The organism is Tolypothrix bouteillei VB521301, from assembly GCF_000760695.4.
Taxonomy (GTDB): domain Bacteria; phylum Cyanobacteriota; class Cyanobacteriia; order Cyanobacteriales; family Nostocaceae; genus Scytonema; species Scytonema bouteillei_A.
Genome location: NZ_JHEG04000001.1, coordinates 3,160,859 through 3,176,951 on the forward strand (window position 1 = coordinate 3,160,859; position 16,093 = coordinate 3,176,951).

Genomic DNA, 16,093 nt, shown 5'->3' on the forward strand with positions numbered 1-16,093 from the left:
GACAATTAATGTAAGAATTTTCGCACTGGATTTTCTGACTTAGTCAAGCCTGAAATAAGGGCAATAACAAATTTAGACATTGAGATTAACCAAATTCCGTGTTATTGCAATACTGCTCTGCGGGTTCATGTGCTTATACGTACTTAGTAATTTCCCACCCTATTTTCCCTTAACCGAGCAGTAGTAAATTCCATTTATAAAGGACGGGTAAGAAAACCCGTCCCAAAATCAGGGATTTTACTATTTGTAGTTTTCTAAAAAGACGTTGGCTTGTAGCTTGTACGAAAGTTGATCAACGCTTGAGTGAACTAGAGCAAGACTCAAGCTAGACTTAGTTCTGGTTTTAGACTTTTGCTGATTGCGTTGCAGAAAGACACCAGCAATTAAAACACTGACACACAGCAAAGCAGGAACTGCCGAAGGTTCGGGGATAGTTGTTGGTTTAGGCTGAACTCCCAGCGATAAGATCGCTCGATCTGCTCGAATCAAACCATAACCATATCTGGAATCAAAACCGGACAAAGGACTTTCAGCTGTATTTCTCAAAGCGTTATAGATTTCAGTAGGCGTTGCGTTCGGATTTGCCTGTAGTAGCAGCGCTGCGACTGCAGCAGTATACGGAGCAGACACCGAACTTCCGAAGAAGCTAAAGAATTGAGGATTGTCATAAGGACGAGCTTCTCCAGTCAAGTTGAAAGAAGTTGGTAGACCATCCGGAGCTACAACATCCGGTTTTAGAGATCCTGGATTCCCTTCCGAAGAGAAAGGCTCTATTTGCCCCTGCGTAATAGTAAGACCAGATCGAGTTGTGTAAAACTGTGCATTCCCATAGTACACAGCTCCGACACTCAATGCATTTGGGTTATTGACGTGCCCGTATATTGGTAAATTGGGAAACTCATTACCTGCGGAACTAAAGTAAGAAATTCCCCGATCGAAGACTGCGTTAATTGCTTGGTTGATCGGTCCGTCTGGCGGCTCCAAATCCTGCAAGTTTGAAGGTACATCAGGAATACTTTGGGGGAATAAACCTCTATCATCCACAATAATATTGGCTCCGACAGCCCCTAGAGCTTGAATACCCTGACTAATAACATTTACGTCTCCCGCACCCGAGTAAAACGCTAATTTAGCGCCTGGAGCTATAGCATGAACGATCTGCAAGATAGCGCGACCCTCATCTGTAGGATCGTCCTCAGTAATGGTAGGGTCTGCATCTGAATAGTCCTGTAAAACTTGAATATTTGAGGGTAGGTAACCGTCGGCAATATTAGTGGCATAGTTATCGACCTTCCCCAAACTGTCAAAACTGTTTGGCGAAGTATTAAAGCTGTCAGATATTACACCGATGGTGATTCCAGTACCATCCAAACCATAGCGATCGCGTAAAATATCGACTCCTGTGGCTTTGGCAGCGGCTTCAATTGGTAAGGAGAAGGTAGCTGCTTGAACCTTGGCAACAAAGCCTACCAGGGCAACAGTTGTTGCGATCGCCCCTGAAGTAACAGTTTTTTGAAAGAGTTTCACATTTTTCATAGCGTTTACAAACCTTCACAAGATTTTTCGTAAAACGTAAAATTTTATACTTATTTTGTCTGGTTAAGCTTACACTTAAACCATTAGCTTTCCGTACTATCGTGCCTTCTGCTTCTTTAGGAGTATTTAGCGTGCAATTTCTACATAAAAGCTACAGCTTGAAAGGACAACGAATACGGAAACTAGAATATCAATATAAAAACTACAACTTCAATTTGAATTCTTTAGGAAAGACAATCAAAAAAATTAACAGTCATTGAATGAGAGACTTAAGTGCTAATTATGCAACAAAACCCAGTGAACGAAGAAGAATTCTCTATAAAAGTTCACTGGGTTATAACAATTTGTCACTGGACGTAATTACCAAAAAGTTCAGTTTAGCTTAGACGGATTTGTTGGCGTTCCGGGCAAAACTCCAAGCAACGCAAGCTTTTACGAAACTCCAACCCAGACATACGCCACCTGCAACTTCTTCGAGAGCTTCATCAGATAATTCGCCTTCGGTCTTGGGTGCAGTTGATTCCGTGTTGAACTCGGTGTTGGTATCGAGAGCTTGAGAGATGGCTTGATTGAGTTCGTCTTGCATTTTTTTGTCTCCTATTTTTTAATTTGTTGAGCGAGTGAAAGTCAGTAGCTCGCAAACTTGGGTAAATCAATGTAGAAATAAGGGTTTCAGCCATTGTCACTCTGATAGGTAAAGAGCATTTGTTTAATAGAAATCGCCTTGTGAAAGTGAAGGTCGTGACCTTGGCCGAAATACTGATGAGAATGTGTTTTCTCAATACAAGAGCGTCCTACTAAAATCTTCATGTAGTAACACTTCTAAAAACTTTGCGATCTACTGACAGTAATTGGTATAAGTCTTAGACGGATTTGTTAGCGTTATAAACAAAACTCCAACCCCTGCAAGGTTTTGGTTTTAGATGAGTCCAACCCAGACATATGCCACCTGCAACTTCTTCGAGGGCTTCATCGGATAATTCGCCTTCGGTCTTTGGTGCAGTTGATTCCGTGTTGAACTCGGTGTTGGTGTCGAGAGCTTGAGAGATAACTTGTTTGAGTTCGTCTTGCATTTTTTTGTCTCCTATTGTTTCAATTTGTCAAATGAGTGAATTGTTGAGCTAAATCTTAAACGGATTTGTTGGCGTTCCGGGCAAAACTCCAAGCAACGCAAACTTTTGCGAAACTCCAACCCAGACATACGCCACCTGCGACTTCTTCGAGGGCTTCATCGGATAATTCGCCTTCGGTCTTTGGTGCAGTTGATTCCGTGTTGAACTCGGTGTTGGTGTCGAGAGCTTGAGAGATAACTTGTTTGAGTTCGTCTTGCATTTTTTTGTCTCCTATTGTTTCAATTTGTCAAATGAGTGAATTGTTGAGCTAAATCTTAAACGGATTTGTTGGCGTTCCGGGCAAAACTCCAAGCAACGCAAACTTTTGCGAAACTCCAACCCAGACATACGCCACCTGCGACTTCTTCGAGGGCTTCATCGGATAATTCGCCTTCGGTCTTTGGTGCAGTTGATTCCGTGTTGAACTCGGTGTTGGTGTCGAGAGCTTGAGAGATAACTTGTTTGAGTTCGTCTTGCATTTTTTTGTCTCCTATTGTTTCAATTTGTCAAATGAGTGAATTGTTGAGCTAAATCTTAAACGGATTTGTTGGCGTTCCGGGCAAAACTCCAAGCAACGCAAACTTTTGCGAAACTCCAACCCAGACATACGCCACCTGCGACTTCTTCGAGGGCTTCATCGGATAATTCGCCTTCGGTCTTTGGTGCAGTTGATTCCGTGTTGAACTCGGTGTTGGTGTCGAGAGCTTGAGAGATAACTTGTTTGAGTTCGTCTTGCATTTTTTTGTCTCCTATTGTTTCAATTTGTCAAATGAGTGAATTGTTGAGCTAAATCTTAAACGGATTTGTTGGCGTTCCGGGCAAAACTCCAAGCAACGCAAACTTTTGCGAAACTCCAACCCAGACATACGCCACCTGCGACTTCTTCGAGGGCTTCATCGGATAATTCGCCTTCGGTCTTTGGTGCAGTTGATTCCGTGTTGAACTCGGTGTTGGTGTCGAGAGCTTGAGAGATAACTTGTTTGAGTTCGTCTTGCATTTTTTTGTCTCCTATTGTTTCAATTTGTCAAATGAGTGAATTGTTGAGCTAAATCTTAAACGGATTTGTTGGCGTTCCGGGCAAAACTCCAAGCAACGCAAACTTTTGCGAAACTCCAACCCAGACATACGCCACCTGCGACTTCTTCGAGGGCTTCATCGGATAATTCGCCTTCGGTCTTTGGTGCAGTTGATTCCGTGTTGAACTCGGTGTTGGTGTCGAGAGCTTGAGAGATAACTTGTTTGAGTTCGTCTTGCATTTTTTTGTCTCCTATTGTTTCAATTTGTCAAATGAGTGAATTGTTGAGCTAAATCTTAAACGGATTTGTTGGCGTTCCGGGCAAAACTCCAAGCAACGCAAACTTTTGCGAAACTCCAACCCAGACATACGCCACCTGCGACTTCTTCGAGGGCTTCATCGGATAATTCGCCTTCGGTCTTTGGTGCAGTTGATTCCGTGTTGAACTCGGTGTTGGTGTCGAGAGCTTGAGAGATAACTTGTTTGAGTTCGTCTTGCATTTTTTTGTCTCCTATTGTTTCAATTTGTCAAATGAGTGAATTGTTGAGCTAAATCTTAAACGGATTTGTTGGCGTTCCGGGCAAAACTCCAAGCAACGCAAACTTTTGCGAAACTCCAACCCAGACATACGCCACCTGCGACTTCTTCGAGGGCTTCATCGGATAATTCGCCTTCGGTCTTTGGTGCAGTTGATTCCGTGTTGAACTCGGTGTTGGTGTCGAGAGCTTGAGAGATAACTTGTTTGAGTTCGTCTTGCATTTTTTTGTCTCCTATTGTTTCAATTTGTCAAATGAGTGAATTGTTGAGCTAAATCTTAAACGGATTTGTTGGCGTTCCGGGCAAAACTCCAAGCAACGCAAACTTTTGCGAAACTCCAACCCAGACATACGCCACCTGCGACTTCTTCGAGGGCTTCATCGGATAATTCGCCTTCGGTCTTTGGTGCAGTTGATTCCGTGTTGAACTCGGTGTTGGTGTCGAGAGCTTGAGAGATAACTTGTTTGAGTTCGTCTTGCATTTTTTTGTCTCCTATTGTTTCAATTTGTCAAATGAGTGAATTGTTGAGCTAAATCTTAAACGGATTTGTTGGCGTTCCGGGCAAAACTCCAAGCAACGCAAACTTTTGCGAAACTCCAACCCAGACATACGCCACCTGCGACTTCTTCGAGGGCTTCATCGGATAATTCGCCTTCGGTCTTTGGTGCAGTTGATTCCGTGTTGAACTCGGTGTTGGTGTCGAGAGCTTGAGAGATAACTTGTTTGAGTTCGTCTTGCATTTTTTTGTCTCCTGTTGTTTCAATTTGTCAAATGAGTGAATTGTTGGGCTAAATCTTAAACGGATTTGTTGGCGTTCCGGGCAAAACTCCAAGCAACGCAAGCTTTTATGAAACTCCAGCCCACACATACGCCACCTGCAACTTCTTCGAGGGCTTCATCGGATAATTCGCCTTCGGTCTTGGGTGCGGGGAGTTCTGTGTTGAACTCGGTGTTGGTGTCGAGAGCTTGAGAGATGGCTTTGTTGAGTTCGTCTTGCATTTTTTTGTCTCCTATTGTTTTAATTTGTCAAATGAGTGAATTGTTGAGTTAAGTTAGACGGATTTGTTGGCGTTATGAATAAAACTCCACTTAACGCAAACTTTTGCGAAACTCCAACCCAGACATACGCCACCTGCAACTTCTTCGAGGGCTTCATCGGATAATTCGCCTTCAGTCTTGGGTGCGGGGAGTTCTGTGTTGAACTCGGTGTTGGTGTCGAGAGCTTGAGAGATAGCTTGATTGAGTTCGTCTTGCATTTTCCTGTTTCCTATTTTCTAATTTGTTTCTGTCAATTTATCTTTGATACTTATCAGAATAGCGATATGTAAATAAAAGCGTCAATTTGATTTTTTTAGGAAGACAAACAAAAAAAATAAGAGTAAATAATAACAGGAAAACTTTTAGACTATAAAAATTGCAGTCTTTTCTAAAAAAATTGAATTGTAATTCTTGTTTTAATTTTCTAAACTAAATATCGAAAGAGAATCAGTCAAGTATTTTGGCAATCAGATAGGGTAAACATAAATGGAAGTTTCACAACAAGATTTACGAAAAATAGTAGAACAAGCTAGTAATATTGAAGAAAGATTGAGCAATTGCTTTGTTCCAAATGAAGCTGAAGACAACAATAAGCTGGCTATGTCTCGCTTGAAAACTTGGTGTCAGCTTGTTACACAAGGGAATTCAGAAAAGTTAGCCAAACGCCTTGTATGGGACAATCTAGATGTTAGTACAATGGTTAGGGTTCTCGGTGCTGTCCGCCTTGCTGATGGGCAACAACTCCCCTCATGGACAGACACTTTGCGGGAAGCTTTGCAAACTGATTGGGAAACAGCTTATGCAAGCGTCTATCATTGTTTGGAAGCTGAAAAGCCAATTCCCTTTGAAGAAGTTTATCTACCCTTTGTTCATGTAGCGCGGCAAAAACTTATTGCACGAGCTAATGCTAATTTGCACCTGCTGTCCGAAGCAGTTCACTTATATTTGGAATGTCAGCTACTATTAAAATTAGCGTCTCTTTGCGCTCAATCTCTAGAATTTGAGTTTTCACAATTTAAAGCAGTGAAGCAGTCTGCGTCCATATCTTTACCAGAACAACAGGCTAGCCATTCTAACGTACAGTACCAAAATTTTGTTAAAGACTTGAAAGCGGGAGGGTTATTATCTTTTTTCCAGAAGTACAGTGTTCTAGCGCGATTGGTGGCAACAGCAGTGGATTTCTGGGTAGAGGAAAAAGCGGAATTCCTTCAGCGTTTGGCATCAGATTTACCCAGCATCCAGCAAAACTTCCAAGAAAGTACAGGTCAAGTCGTTAAAATCCAAGGAAATTTCTCTGACTCTCACAATCAAGGACGCTCCGTCATAGCGCTGACCTTTGCATCCGGCTTAAAACTCATATACAAACCTAGAGGCTTAGCCTTGGAAAGTGCTTATTTTCAGTTACTGACTTGGTGCAATCAGCATTTTGTAGAGATGCATACAAAGTCTTTGCACCCGTTCAAAATACTAAAACTTATCAACAGCACCACCCACGGATGGATGGAGTATGTAGAGCATTTACCTTGTGAAGATGAAACTGCTGTAGAGCGATACTACCAACGTGCTGGGATGGTTTTGTGCCTGCTCTACCTGCTGCAAGGGAACGACTGCCATGAGGAAAATCTAATCGCTAGTGGGGAACATCCGGTGCTAGTTGATCTAGAAACACTTGTACATCCTCGTGCTCGTGAGGTTAACCCTACAGAGGAAGTAGAAGCGCAATCTTTAGTAAATCAGCAATTTTTTCAAGATTCGGTGCTGCGGACTGGACTGTTACCAAGATGGGAATTGGGCGCAGATGGAGGAACTGCTCACGATATTAGTGGTTTGGGGGGTGGAAATGGCGGGGAAATTCCTATTCGCATACAAAAGTGGCAGAACATTAACACTGACAATATGACATTGGAATACGAGTCTGGTTTCATGTCACCCTCTGCTAATATACCTCTCCTTAATGGGCTCGTTGTGTCATCCCACGATTACGTCAATGAAATCGCAGATGGTTTTCGGCAGATGTATCAGTTCCTGGTACACAGGCAAGAAGAACTTTTAGCAGCTGACAGTCCATTAGCCGCCCTAGCCCGTCAGAAAGTTCGATTTTTGTTTCGCAATACCCAAGTATACGGTCATATTCTAGAAAAAACTCTTAATCCGAAGTTTTTACAACATGGTGTAGATCGCAGTATTCAACTAGATGTCTTAAGTCGGGCATTTTTGGCAGCCGATGAAAAACCCCCAATTTGGTCAATTCTTGGGGTTGAGATCCGAGCAATGGAACAAATGGATATTCCTTATTTCATTGCTAACTCCAGTAGTGATGCTCTGGCACTTAATTCAGATCTAATTGTTAAGGGATATTTTAGAGAACCTAGCTATAACCGAATGATTTCTTGTCTGCAACAGCTTAATGACACAGATTTAGCTCAACAAATCTCAATCATTCGGGGTTCTTTTTACTCGCGGGTTGCTCAAGGAATGACCAGTACTCTATCCACCGAGCGTGCTAGTGCTAATCTAAATTTGGATGCACTTGCTCCCATAACATCAACACAACTGGTGCAGGAAGCGGTAGAGATTGCAAAGGACCTGCAACAACGAGCAATCTACGCCTCCAATGGTAGCGCTACTTGGATTGGGATGGCATATCTCCCCAAGGCAGGACGGATGCAACTTCAGCCTTTAAGTGATGGTTTATATGATGGTGTTTGTGGAGTTTCTTTATTTTTAGCAGCGCTGGCAAAAGTAACTGGTGATGCAAGATTTCGCGATGTAGCATTGAGCGCCTTACAAAACATAAGAAAGCCCTTGCAGGACATACGAGACCCAAACATTCAGCATAAAATTGCCAAGCAAAGTGGTATCGGTGGCGGCATTGGATTGGGGTCTATAGTGTATACTTTGGTACGAGTCAGTCAGTTTCTAGATGAACCGGATCTGTTGGACACTGCCAATTGTGCCGCTTCGTTCATCACTCAGGAAAGCATTGCCAGCGATCGCTCATTTGACACAATAGCAGGAGCGGCTGGAGCAATACTGGGATTACTGACTCTGTACCAAACAAAGGCAAACCCAACTGTTCTCGATCGCGCACAAGCTTTGGGTTATCATTTACTCAACAACCGGACTAAGAGTGAGACTGGATTTAGAGCTTGGGCTACCCTAGAAGGCAAGTTAGCAACGGGATTTTCCCACGGTGCAGCTGGTATTGCCTACGCTTTATTACGATTGTATAAAACCACACAAGACCCAGTTTTTCTAGAAGCAGCAGAGGAAGCGATCGCCTACGAACGCAGTATCTTTTCACCCACTCAAGGAAACTGGCCAGATGTAAGAAATTTCTCCTTAAATAAGAGCAAGCCATCTTTTATGACGACTTGGTGTCACGGTGCTCCTGGTATTGGTTTAGCCCGTTTGGGGAGTCTGGAGATTCTGGATACAGCAGAAATTCGGCAAGAAATTGCAGTTGCTATAAATACAACACAGCAGTTTGGTTTACACAATATTGACCATCTCTGTTGCGGTAATTTCGGCAGAATGGAAGTTTTATTGGTGGGAGCGTGCAAGCTGTCGCGTTCGGATCTTTGGGATACCGTTCAAAAACAAGCAGCTTGGGTTGTTGCAAGAGCAAAGCAAGCTGGTAGTTTTTCTCTGTTTCCCGAACTTTCTGGAGATGTTTATAACCCTGGTTTCTTTCAAGGTAGTGCTGGAATCGGTTATGAACTCTTGAGGCTAGCATATCCGGAATCGCTTCCTTCCGTATTGTTGTGGGAGTAGATAGCTGTCGTTTTGTCCTTGCTACTCTCACAGAAGCCGTCCTTGCGGCTTCTACTTGTACTCATAGTTTTATCTACTCAATAGTGGTTGCCTTTTAACACTAAAGTGCAACTACAAACCAAAAAGCTATAAATCGAAAGATTTGCAAGTCCGATCGAAACGTTGTGCATTGCGATAAGCCGGAGGCTTAACGGAGTACAGCCGTATCGCAGGTTACTTTCTCTATACTGCTACTATGAATTACTGGCTTAAAACTCAATCTCATCCCATCCGCTGTTTGCTTTACTTGGAATGGGGGTTCCTTGCGATAGCAAGCATGGCTAGCTTTCTCGAACTTGTATTAGCACCACAAATATGGCAGCACAAAGTCTCAGATCTGCTCGTGCTGGCTGTATTTGCATTACTTGGCGTTACCTCATACATAGATAAATTTGCTACTAAAACTATCTATGTATGCATGCACTTTAGTCTAGTTTTGATATGGCTACCTTTTAGCGGAGCGTTGTGGCTGTTATCAATTCTGTTACTAATCCTCATGATTCGCTGTTTCTTTATGTTGCCATTGCAAGGGCGTTGGATAATAGCGGGGTTAGCTTTTGGAATTGTGTTGCTTGCACGAATGCAACAACTTTACAGCACTCACAAACTCCTTGCGTTCAGCCAGTTATCGCAACAATGGATGAGCCAGTGGAGCGATGTTTTTTGGTTTGGAATTGTGTTGTTATTACTTACGCAATTAATGCAGCAGGTGCTAATAACGCAACAGATTCAACAGCAACTAGCACGAGAGCAACAAAGGTGGCGACAATATATCCAACAACAGCAAAAACTCATTGCACTCCAAGCACGACACCACGTTGCTTGCGAAAGCTATGATGCTTTGGGTCACGCGTTAGCAGCCATCAACATTCAGATACAAAGCGCTCTGAAATTCTGGTCTATCGATCCGAATCAAGCACAAGAGTTTTTAACACAAGCGCAACGGGTGGGAGTCACCACTATGCAGGAAATTCGCAATTCTCTCCGTGCGCTACGCATCCACACTATACCACCACAGATACAACTCCCATTGGAACAGAAACACGATGTGACAGTTTCTTTCTCTCCTCAAGATTACCTAGCAATGAATTACAACAAACGCATCTAACTACAGGGGATATGGATCGTTTGCATCTGAAAAGAGCGTAGAAAGGTTGCAATACGCTGTAAGCTACAGTTTTTTATGACTTTAATTTTAAGTAATTATACTTCTTGACTCGACTTTAGTCAGAGGAAATTTGTCTATTGCGTCCATCTAGAATTCAAGACGTTTTTCAGATGTTTGATTTGGCTTGAATCTCTACGATTGATATAGTTCCTTATCTCAGTTTACTACAGGAGTTTTATTTAATTTTTTAAATACAAATAGGGTAAGCTTTGCTATCACATAGTGCTTGAGATAATGTTTACTCTAAAGTAATTAAGATGAAGAAAAAACAGCAATAAAATTTTATCTAATCAAGAATTGTCATTGACTTTAATATTGGTAGTTAATTATTATGTGGACAAAAATTAAAAAAGCGATATTATACCATTCCAAGCTTACTACCAAATTTACTCTACTTCTTTCAATCGTTTTTATTGGTGCTATCTTAATCAGTAGTTTTGCTTTATCTAAAGCACTTGAGCAAAGATCGGAAGATGAAATAAATTACAGAGGGCAAGTTATCATGCAAATGATAAATTCATTAAGAGAGTATACAACCATCAATATAACAACTCTATTAACCTCTAATCCAGATAATCAACAAAATTTTATCCCAGAAATAGTACCGAGTTTTGCAGTTAGAGAGGTATTTGAAAATTTACGTAAAAATAAAGAATATAGAGATTATTATTACAAAGATGCTACTCTTAATCCCACTAATCTACGAGATAAAGCGGATGATTTTGAAACAAATCTTATAAATAAGTTTCGCGATCGACCAAATTTGCAAATCTTATCAGGATTTCGAGATTTGTATGGAGAAAAAGTGTTTTATAGTGCTCGTCCTTTTACTATAAAAAAATCCAGTTGTCTTCAATGCCATAGTACTCCGGAAATTGCACCTAAAAATCATTTAAAAACTTATGGGACAGAGAATGGTTTTGGCTGGAAGCTCAATGAAATTGTTGCATCTCAAGTTGTTTATTTTCCCGTAAGTGAGGTTTATAACAGAGCTTCTCAGGCTTTTTCTTTATTTATTGCAATTTTTATTGGTGTCTTTACCCTGGTTCTTCTTACAATTAATCTTTTACTAAAGCGAAATGTCATCGATCCTCTCAAACCAATGGCGCAACTGGCTCAGAAAATTAGCACAAATACATTTGTTTACAGTCAAGCTGAAGAATTTGAATTCAAAAATTTAGTTGCGATCGCTAAGCGCACTGATGAGTTAGGTCATCTAGGGCGTATCTTCCTGAGAATGGTTTGTGAAGTCTACGATCGCGAGCAACGCATGAAACAACAAATGCGCGAACTTAGTATTAGAATTAACGAAACTAAGAAGGCTCGTGAAGTGTCTGAAATTGTAGAAGCTGACTACTTCCAGAATTTAAGCGCACAAGCAAAAGCTATTAGAAATAACTGGGCAAATTCTGATGAATAGAAGAATCAACGCTCCAAGGAAAAACTAATATTCTTCCTTTCTTTTCAGAAACTATTAAATATTTGGAAATACATCATGTCTAAAATTGTGTCAATCCATTCATTCCGTGGTGGAACAGGCAAATCAAACGTAACTGCTAACCTAGCAACTATTATGGCTCGTTCCGGTAAACGGATTGGTATTGTGGATACTGATATTCAGTCGCCTGGAATCCACGTGCTTTTCGGTCTGAATGAGGAAAAGATAGGCTACACTCTAAATGATTATCTGTGGGGGCGCTGTGCTATTGAAAATGCTGCCTACGATGTTACGCAAATTCTTAATCTAAGTCACAAAGGTGCTGCGATCGGGGGTAGTATTCATCTGATTCCCTCTAGCATTAAAACTGGGGAAATATCTCGAATACTGCGTGAAGGATACGACGCACGCCTGCTTAATGACAGCTTCCGCAATCTCAGTCGCCGCTTGAAACTAGATTACCTGTTTATTGATACTCACCCTGGTATTAACGAAGAAACCCTGCTTTCTATTATCATTTCTCATGTCTTAGTTATCATCCTGCGTCCAGACCACCAAGACTACCAGGGTACTGCTGTCACTGTAGATGTTGCTCGCAAGTTAGAGGTGCCTAAAATGCTGTTAGTAGTGAATAAGGCACTGCCATCTCTCAACTTTCAAGCGATAGCACAACAAATGCAAAAAAGTTACAACACAACTGTAGCTAGCATCTTACCAGTTTCTGAAGAAATGTTTCAATTAGGCAGTCGTGATGTTTTTTGCTTGCGCTATCCCAACCATCCTTGGACTCAAGGTGTAAGTGCGATCGCAAAGCAAATTCTCTTTGAGGATAATAAGAGTTCGATGAACTTCAAAACTCCACTCAGTTGGTTCAACGGACGAAGATAAGACTGCGGTTTTATTCTGTTAATTGCAAACTGTCAGGGCGAGGGGACTTACAAAGAAAGGCAAAGGGAAGGAGGCAGAATACCTCCTTCCCTCTGAAATAAAAATGCGCGTTGTGGGAGTAGCGCCCACTAAAAAAAGATGTTTTTCCGAGATGCGTAGGACAAGAAAAAACAGCGTCCTTGTTTCAATCCCCTGTCTTTACCCCTACGGTGGTGTACAGATCTCTACAAAAGAGATGAAACATCGTGAAAAGGGAGAATTGGAATGAAGTTCCCCCCTTTTTTAAGGGGGGTTAGGGGGGATCGAAACCGCAATGAATGCACTATATAAGACTTGTGTACACCACCTTAGGTCTTTAGGCAGGGGTTCTTCTACCCTCTGCCCTCGTACTTCAGGCCTCTGAAAATACTTCCTTCCGCTTCCACAACTGACAGATCGACTTCCCAAGTGCAAAAATAAATAAGTTTGTTTGTAGTATAATATACAAACTCTACCTTCACCAGAAAGCAGAGCAAGGTTTTTCAATACAATCACAGCATTTGCCGCGCCATAAGCTGGGAAAACAGCCCCTGTTGATGTGCCAGTTCCTCGAAACTACCGTGTTGCACAACTCTACCGCTCTGGAGTACATAAATCCGGTTAGCGTTACGGATCGTGCTGAATCGGTGAGCGATCGCAATTCGAGTCACTTGCAGCCGCTCTAAACTTTGACTGACAATAGCTTGCGTTCTGTTATCTAAAGCACTAGTCGCTTCGTCAAATAGCAAAATCCGGGGTTTCAACACCAGTGCGCGAGCAATTAACAGCCGTTGTCTTTGCCCTCCAGAGAGGTTAGAACCTCCTTCACTGACTACAGTATGCATACCCATTGGCATAGCTTCGATATCATCCGCCAAACCAGAGGCTCGGGCTGCTTCCCACGCTTCATCCATCGTCACTAGCGCACCACTAGCAATATTCTCAAAGATAGAACCTGACATCATTCGGCTATTTTGTATGACCACACCTAACTGTCGGCGTACTGCATTGACATCCAACCCAGCCAAATCTTGTCCGTCGTAGTAAATGGTTCCTGATTCTGGAAAGTCAAATCCCAGCAGTAACCGGAACAAAGTAGATTTACCGCTTCCAGAAGGTCCCACAATCGCAATATACTCTCCTGGCTCAGCTCGAATACTCACATCATCTAATGTGAGGGGTCCATCATTTCCATAGCGGAAAACCACATGGTCTACAACCACTCTACCTGATAATCTACCAGGATCGGTTTTGCTAGAATTTAATTCCGGTGTCGCTGAAAGAATTGGCTGTGCTCGATTCCACAAAGGTAAGACTTCTAAAACATCCACAACCGTACTGCTGAGACTGGTTGCTCCACTAATAAAAGTGGCATAAGCAGAGTTAAATGCCAAAAAAGTACCAGTAGACAAGGCTCCTGCATTCAGTTGTTGTCCGGATGTTGTATTTAATGTCTGGACAGCAAACCAAAAAAGGATGGCATTTGTTAAAGGTGGTAGCACCTTATTGGTGACGGTAAGAAAGTCTTCTATCCCCTGCGTACTTAGCATGAGTTTTAGCTGTTGGCTGTACTGCTTACCCCAGTAGGCAAAAGCCCGTGCTTCAGCCCCAGCGACTCGGAGTTTAGCAACTCCATCGATCAACTGCACCATGACACCAGATATCTCCCCTTCTATCTCTAGCAGGGGGCGAACCTTATGAAGGGTGAGAATGCCAGAAACGACAGTGACCCCAATATTTACAAGAGCTACAACGCAGGCTATCAAAGCTAATGAAACGTTATAGTAAAACAGCAGCCCCAAATTGAGCAATGAAAAAAGACTGGAGAAAATAGTTTTTAAAACAGTACTACTTAGTTTCTCTCGGATTTGAGTGACAGCATTGACCCGAGAGTTCAAATCACCAATAGAGTATTGACGAAAAAAGGAAGCCCTCAGATTCAACAGTCGATCCCATACGGCTGCTTGGGTAGAGGCATCTGCAAAAGTTTCTAACCTAATAATGGCAAACCCTTGAGTGAGTTGAAAAATACTTTCTCCAAAGGCAGCAGCTAGCAAACCCAAAGCGATTTGTATCAACACTTCTCGCTTAGCATCTGGGATTGCATTGTCAATCAGAATGGCAGTAGCTGTTGGGGTCAGCATTCCCAGCAAGGTCGTTGCAATACCAGTACACAAAATAACAATCAATTCCCTTGAGTGACCTTGCAATGCAAACTTAAGTAAATCCCAAGTTTTGAGTTTTTTCTCAGGGAGAGGGCGGTAAAATACGTAGGCATTGGGAACTAGCTTGGAAGTAGTACGGGCATTTACAGGGGTACGGGTCTGCGCTACTGGATCGAAAATCTCGTAGCGATTGTCAGATAAGGGTAACAAGGCAACTGGGTGATTGTCTTCTATGGTGTAGGTTAGCATTGGTCCCGAGTCCTTCTTCCACCACCGATCGGTTAATGCAATCCGACGCATCCTGATTTGCGAGGCTCGGGCGATCGCTTCTAAGGGGTCTTGAATTCTTGTAATATTTTCCGACTTAGCAGGGGGGCGAATCGTAACTCCCAAAGCCCGTCCCACGGCACCAGCGGCGATGAGTAGAGCTTCGTCCGGATCGCTCGTTGGTGTGACCGCTGGGTAAAAGACGGTTTTTCTCTGTTGCAGTACGGATGAAAGTTCTCCTAATGTCTCTTTCATCACCTGATAATTGAGACGTTCTCTTTCCTGGAATCTACGCAATTCTGCTGAAATTTCCTGCTGCTCCAACAGCTGAATGTAGTCGAGGAAATAAGTTGCTAGCAAAGTTAAACTGTCTGCTAAGGTATCTGCATCTTGAATTGCAGAGATATCCTCACTGGATAGCTCGACTTCATCTGTAGCCTGCAACCACATCTTTGAGTCTAAGGGCAATATTCCGGATAAAGGCAAAAGTGGCAGTTCCTCAAACCCCATCCAGTTGACACACCCTTGCTGGATTTGCACCCAAGTTACAGTGTCATGCTGAGGCTGGAAAATATCGCCACTCCCTAAAGAAAAGTAGTTTATGCCTTCAGGTTGCACTGGCATTGTGGGTGCAGTAACGTCGGATAGTAAAGAGCTGAATCGATGAATCCAATTCTCTACCAAAGCAATTGCTTGGCGATCGCCTTTAACAATCCATTTGCTAAAATCTTCTACTGGCACTCTAATGAGTTCTGTCTCCTCCATCGACACCGCGAGAATTTGGCACACCTCGTCTTGAGAACTTGGTGTAGTTGAGAACATTGCCTCCGACGCTTCTACGTTGAATAAATAACGACGAGAACCTTCTGCAATACCGTGTTTGACTTTAATGCTAAAAAGTGCTAAAGAACCAGATTTTACAACCCAAACTGTCTCGCGATCGTCTAGCAGGATTGGTTCATTACCTTTAATAATATATTGCTGCTGCGCTATTCCAAACTTAATTTGCTCGACCATGAATCGCTTTGCTCCAATTCAAATTAAAAATTTCTTTTTTAACTTTTAAATACCAATTCACTTTCTCCCCAAACCCCCAGA

19 protein-coding genes are annotated in these 16,093 nt (G+C 42.4%); 4 read left to right on the forward strand and 15 right to left on the reverse strand.

The annotated features are described in order from the left end of the window. Positions 1–240: 240 nt before the first annotated feature. The 14 genes from HC643_RS12565 to HC643_RS12630 all read right to left on the reverse strand — a co-directional run bounded on the left by HC643_RS12565 (position 241) and on the right by HC643_RS12630 (position 5,456). The gene (locus tag HC643_RS12565) at positions 241–1,536 is read right to left on the reverse strand and encodes a S8 family peptidase (RefSeq protein ID WP_038078784.1); all 1,296 of its coding nucleotides are present in this window, start codon (positions 1,534–1,536) and stop codon (positions 241–243) included. A gap of 382 nt (positions 1,537–1,918) precedes the next feature. Then, on the reverse strand, positions 1,919–2,122 hold the full coding sequence (locus tag HC643_RS12570; protein ID WP_038078782.1) for a hypothetical protein: 204 nt from the start codon (positions 2,120–2,122) through the stop codon (positions 1,919–1,921). A gap of 277 nt (positions 2,123–2,399) precedes the next feature. Then, a complete protein-coding gene (locus HC643_RS12575) occupies positions 2,400–2,609 on the reverse strand; it encodes a hypothetical protein (RefSeq protein ID WP_038078780.1) in 210 nt (69 codons plus the stop codon). Positions 2,610–2,664: 55 nt separating this feature from the next. Next, positions 2,665–2,868, reverse strand: a complete 204-nt coding sequence (locus tag HC643_RS12580) for a hypothetical protein (RefSeq protein ID WP_167844671.1) — start codon at positions 2,866–2,868, stop codon at positions 2,665–2,667. A gap of 55 nt (positions 2,869–2,923) precedes the next feature. Beyond that, positions 2,924–3,127: a hypothetical protein gene (locus HC643_RS12585; RefSeq protein WP_167844671.1), complete on the reverse strand. Its 204-nt coding sequence runs from the start codon at positions 3,125–3,127 to the stop codon at positions 2,924–2,926. Positions 3,128–3,182: 55 nt separating this feature from the next. Next, positions 3,183–3,386: a hypothetical protein gene (locus HC643_RS12590; protein ID WP_167844671.1), complete on the reverse strand. Its 204-nt coding sequence runs from the start codon at positions 3,384–3,386 to the stop codon at positions 3,183–3,185. Positions 3,387–3,441: 55 nt separating this feature from the next. Beyond that, the gene (locus HC643_RS12595) at positions 3,442–3,645 is read right to left on the reverse strand and encodes a hypothetical protein (protein ID WP_167844671.1); all 204 of its coding nucleotides are present in this window, start codon (positions 3,643–3,645) and stop codon (positions 3,442–3,444) included. Positions 3,646–3,700: 55 nt separating this feature from the next. Beyond that, on the reverse strand, positions 3,701–3,904 hold the full coding sequence (locus HC643_RS12600) for a hypothetical protein (protein WP_167844671.1): 204 nt from the start codon (positions 3,902–3,904) through the stop codon (positions 3,701–3,703). A 55-nt stretch (positions 3,905–3,959) separates the two neighbouring features. Beyond that, positions 3,960–4,163: a hypothetical protein gene (locus HC643_RS12605; RefSeq protein WP_167844671.1), complete on the reverse strand. Its 204-nt coding sequence runs from the start codon at positions 4,161–4,163 to the stop codon at positions 3,960–3,962. A gap of 55 nt (positions 4,164–4,218) precedes the next feature. Further along, positions 4,219–4,422 (reverse strand): hypothetical protein, encoded by a 204-nt coding sequence (locus HC643_RS12610; RefSeq protein WP_167844671.1) that lies wholly within the window; start codon positions 4,420–4,422, stop codon positions 4,219–4,221. A gap of 55 nt (positions 4,423–4,477) precedes the next feature. Next, entirely contained in the window at positions 4,478–4,681 is a 204-nt protein-coding gene (locus HC643_RS12615; RefSeq protein ID WP_167844671.1) for a hypothetical protein, read from the reverse strand. Between the two features lie 55 nt (positions 4,682–4,736). Continuing rightward, positions 4,737–4,940, reverse strand: a complete 204-nt coding sequence (locus tag HC643_RS12620; protein WP_167844671.1) for a hypothetical protein — start codon at positions 4,938–4,940, stop codon at positions 4,737–4,739. A gap of 55 nt (positions 4,941–4,995) precedes the next feature. Continuing rightward, positions 4,996–5,199 carry a hypothetical protein gene (locus HC643_RS12625; RefSeq protein WP_167844672.1) on the reverse strand — a complete coding sequence of 68 codons (204 nt, stop codon included), beginning with the start codon at positions 5,197–5,199 and terminating at the stop codon, positions 4,996–4,998. 53 nt (positions 5,200–5,252) lie between these two features. Beyond that, positions 5,253–5,456 carry a hypothetical protein gene (locus tag HC643_RS12630; protein WP_167844673.1) on the reverse strand — a complete coding sequence of 68 codons (204 nt, stop codon included), beginning with the start codon at positions 5,454–5,456 and terminating at the stop codon, positions 5,253–5,255. Positions 5,457–5,724: 268 nt separating this feature from the next. Here HC643_RS12630 and HC643_RS12635 point away from each other — a divergent pair, with 268 nt between their 5' ends. From HC643_RS12635 to HC643_RS12650, 4 genes are all read left to right on the forward strand, one after another. After that, on the forward strand, positions 5,725–9,012 hold the full coding sequence (locus tag HC643_RS12635; protein WP_038078775.1) for a type 2 lanthipeptide synthetase LanM family protein: 3,288 nt from the start codon (positions 5,725–5,727) through the stop codon (positions 9,010–9,012). 235 nt (positions 9,013–9,247) lie between these two features. After that, positions 9,248–10,159: a histidine kinase gene (locus tag HC643_RS12640; protein ID WP_050045728.1), complete on the forward strand. Its 912-nt coding sequence runs from the start codon at positions 9,248–9,250 to the stop codon at positions 10,157–10,159. 391 nt (positions 10,160–10,550) lie between these two features. Next, complete coding sequence (locus HC643_RS12645; protein WP_272899737.1) at positions 10,551–11,639, forward strand: Tll0287-like domain-containing protein; 1,089 nt, start codon at positions 10,551–10,553, stop codon at positions 11,637–11,639. A 75-nt stretch (positions 11,640–11,714) separates the two neighbouring features. Next, on the forward strand, positions 11,715–12,545 hold the full coding sequence (locus HC643_RS12650) for a MinD/ParA family ATP-binding protein (protein WP_038078771.1): 831 nt from the start codon (positions 11,715–11,717) through the stop codon (positions 12,543–12,545). Between the two features lie 530 nt (positions 12,546–13,075). Here HC643_RS12650 and HC643_RS12655 read toward each other — a convergent pair. Beyond that, complete coding sequence (locus HC643_RS12655) at positions 13,076–16,012, reverse strand: NHLP bacteriocin export ABC transporter permease/ATPase subunit (protein ID WP_038078768.1); 2,937 nt, start codon at positions 16,010–16,012, stop codon at positions 13,076–13,078. Positions 16,013–16,093 lie beyond the last annotated feature (81 nt).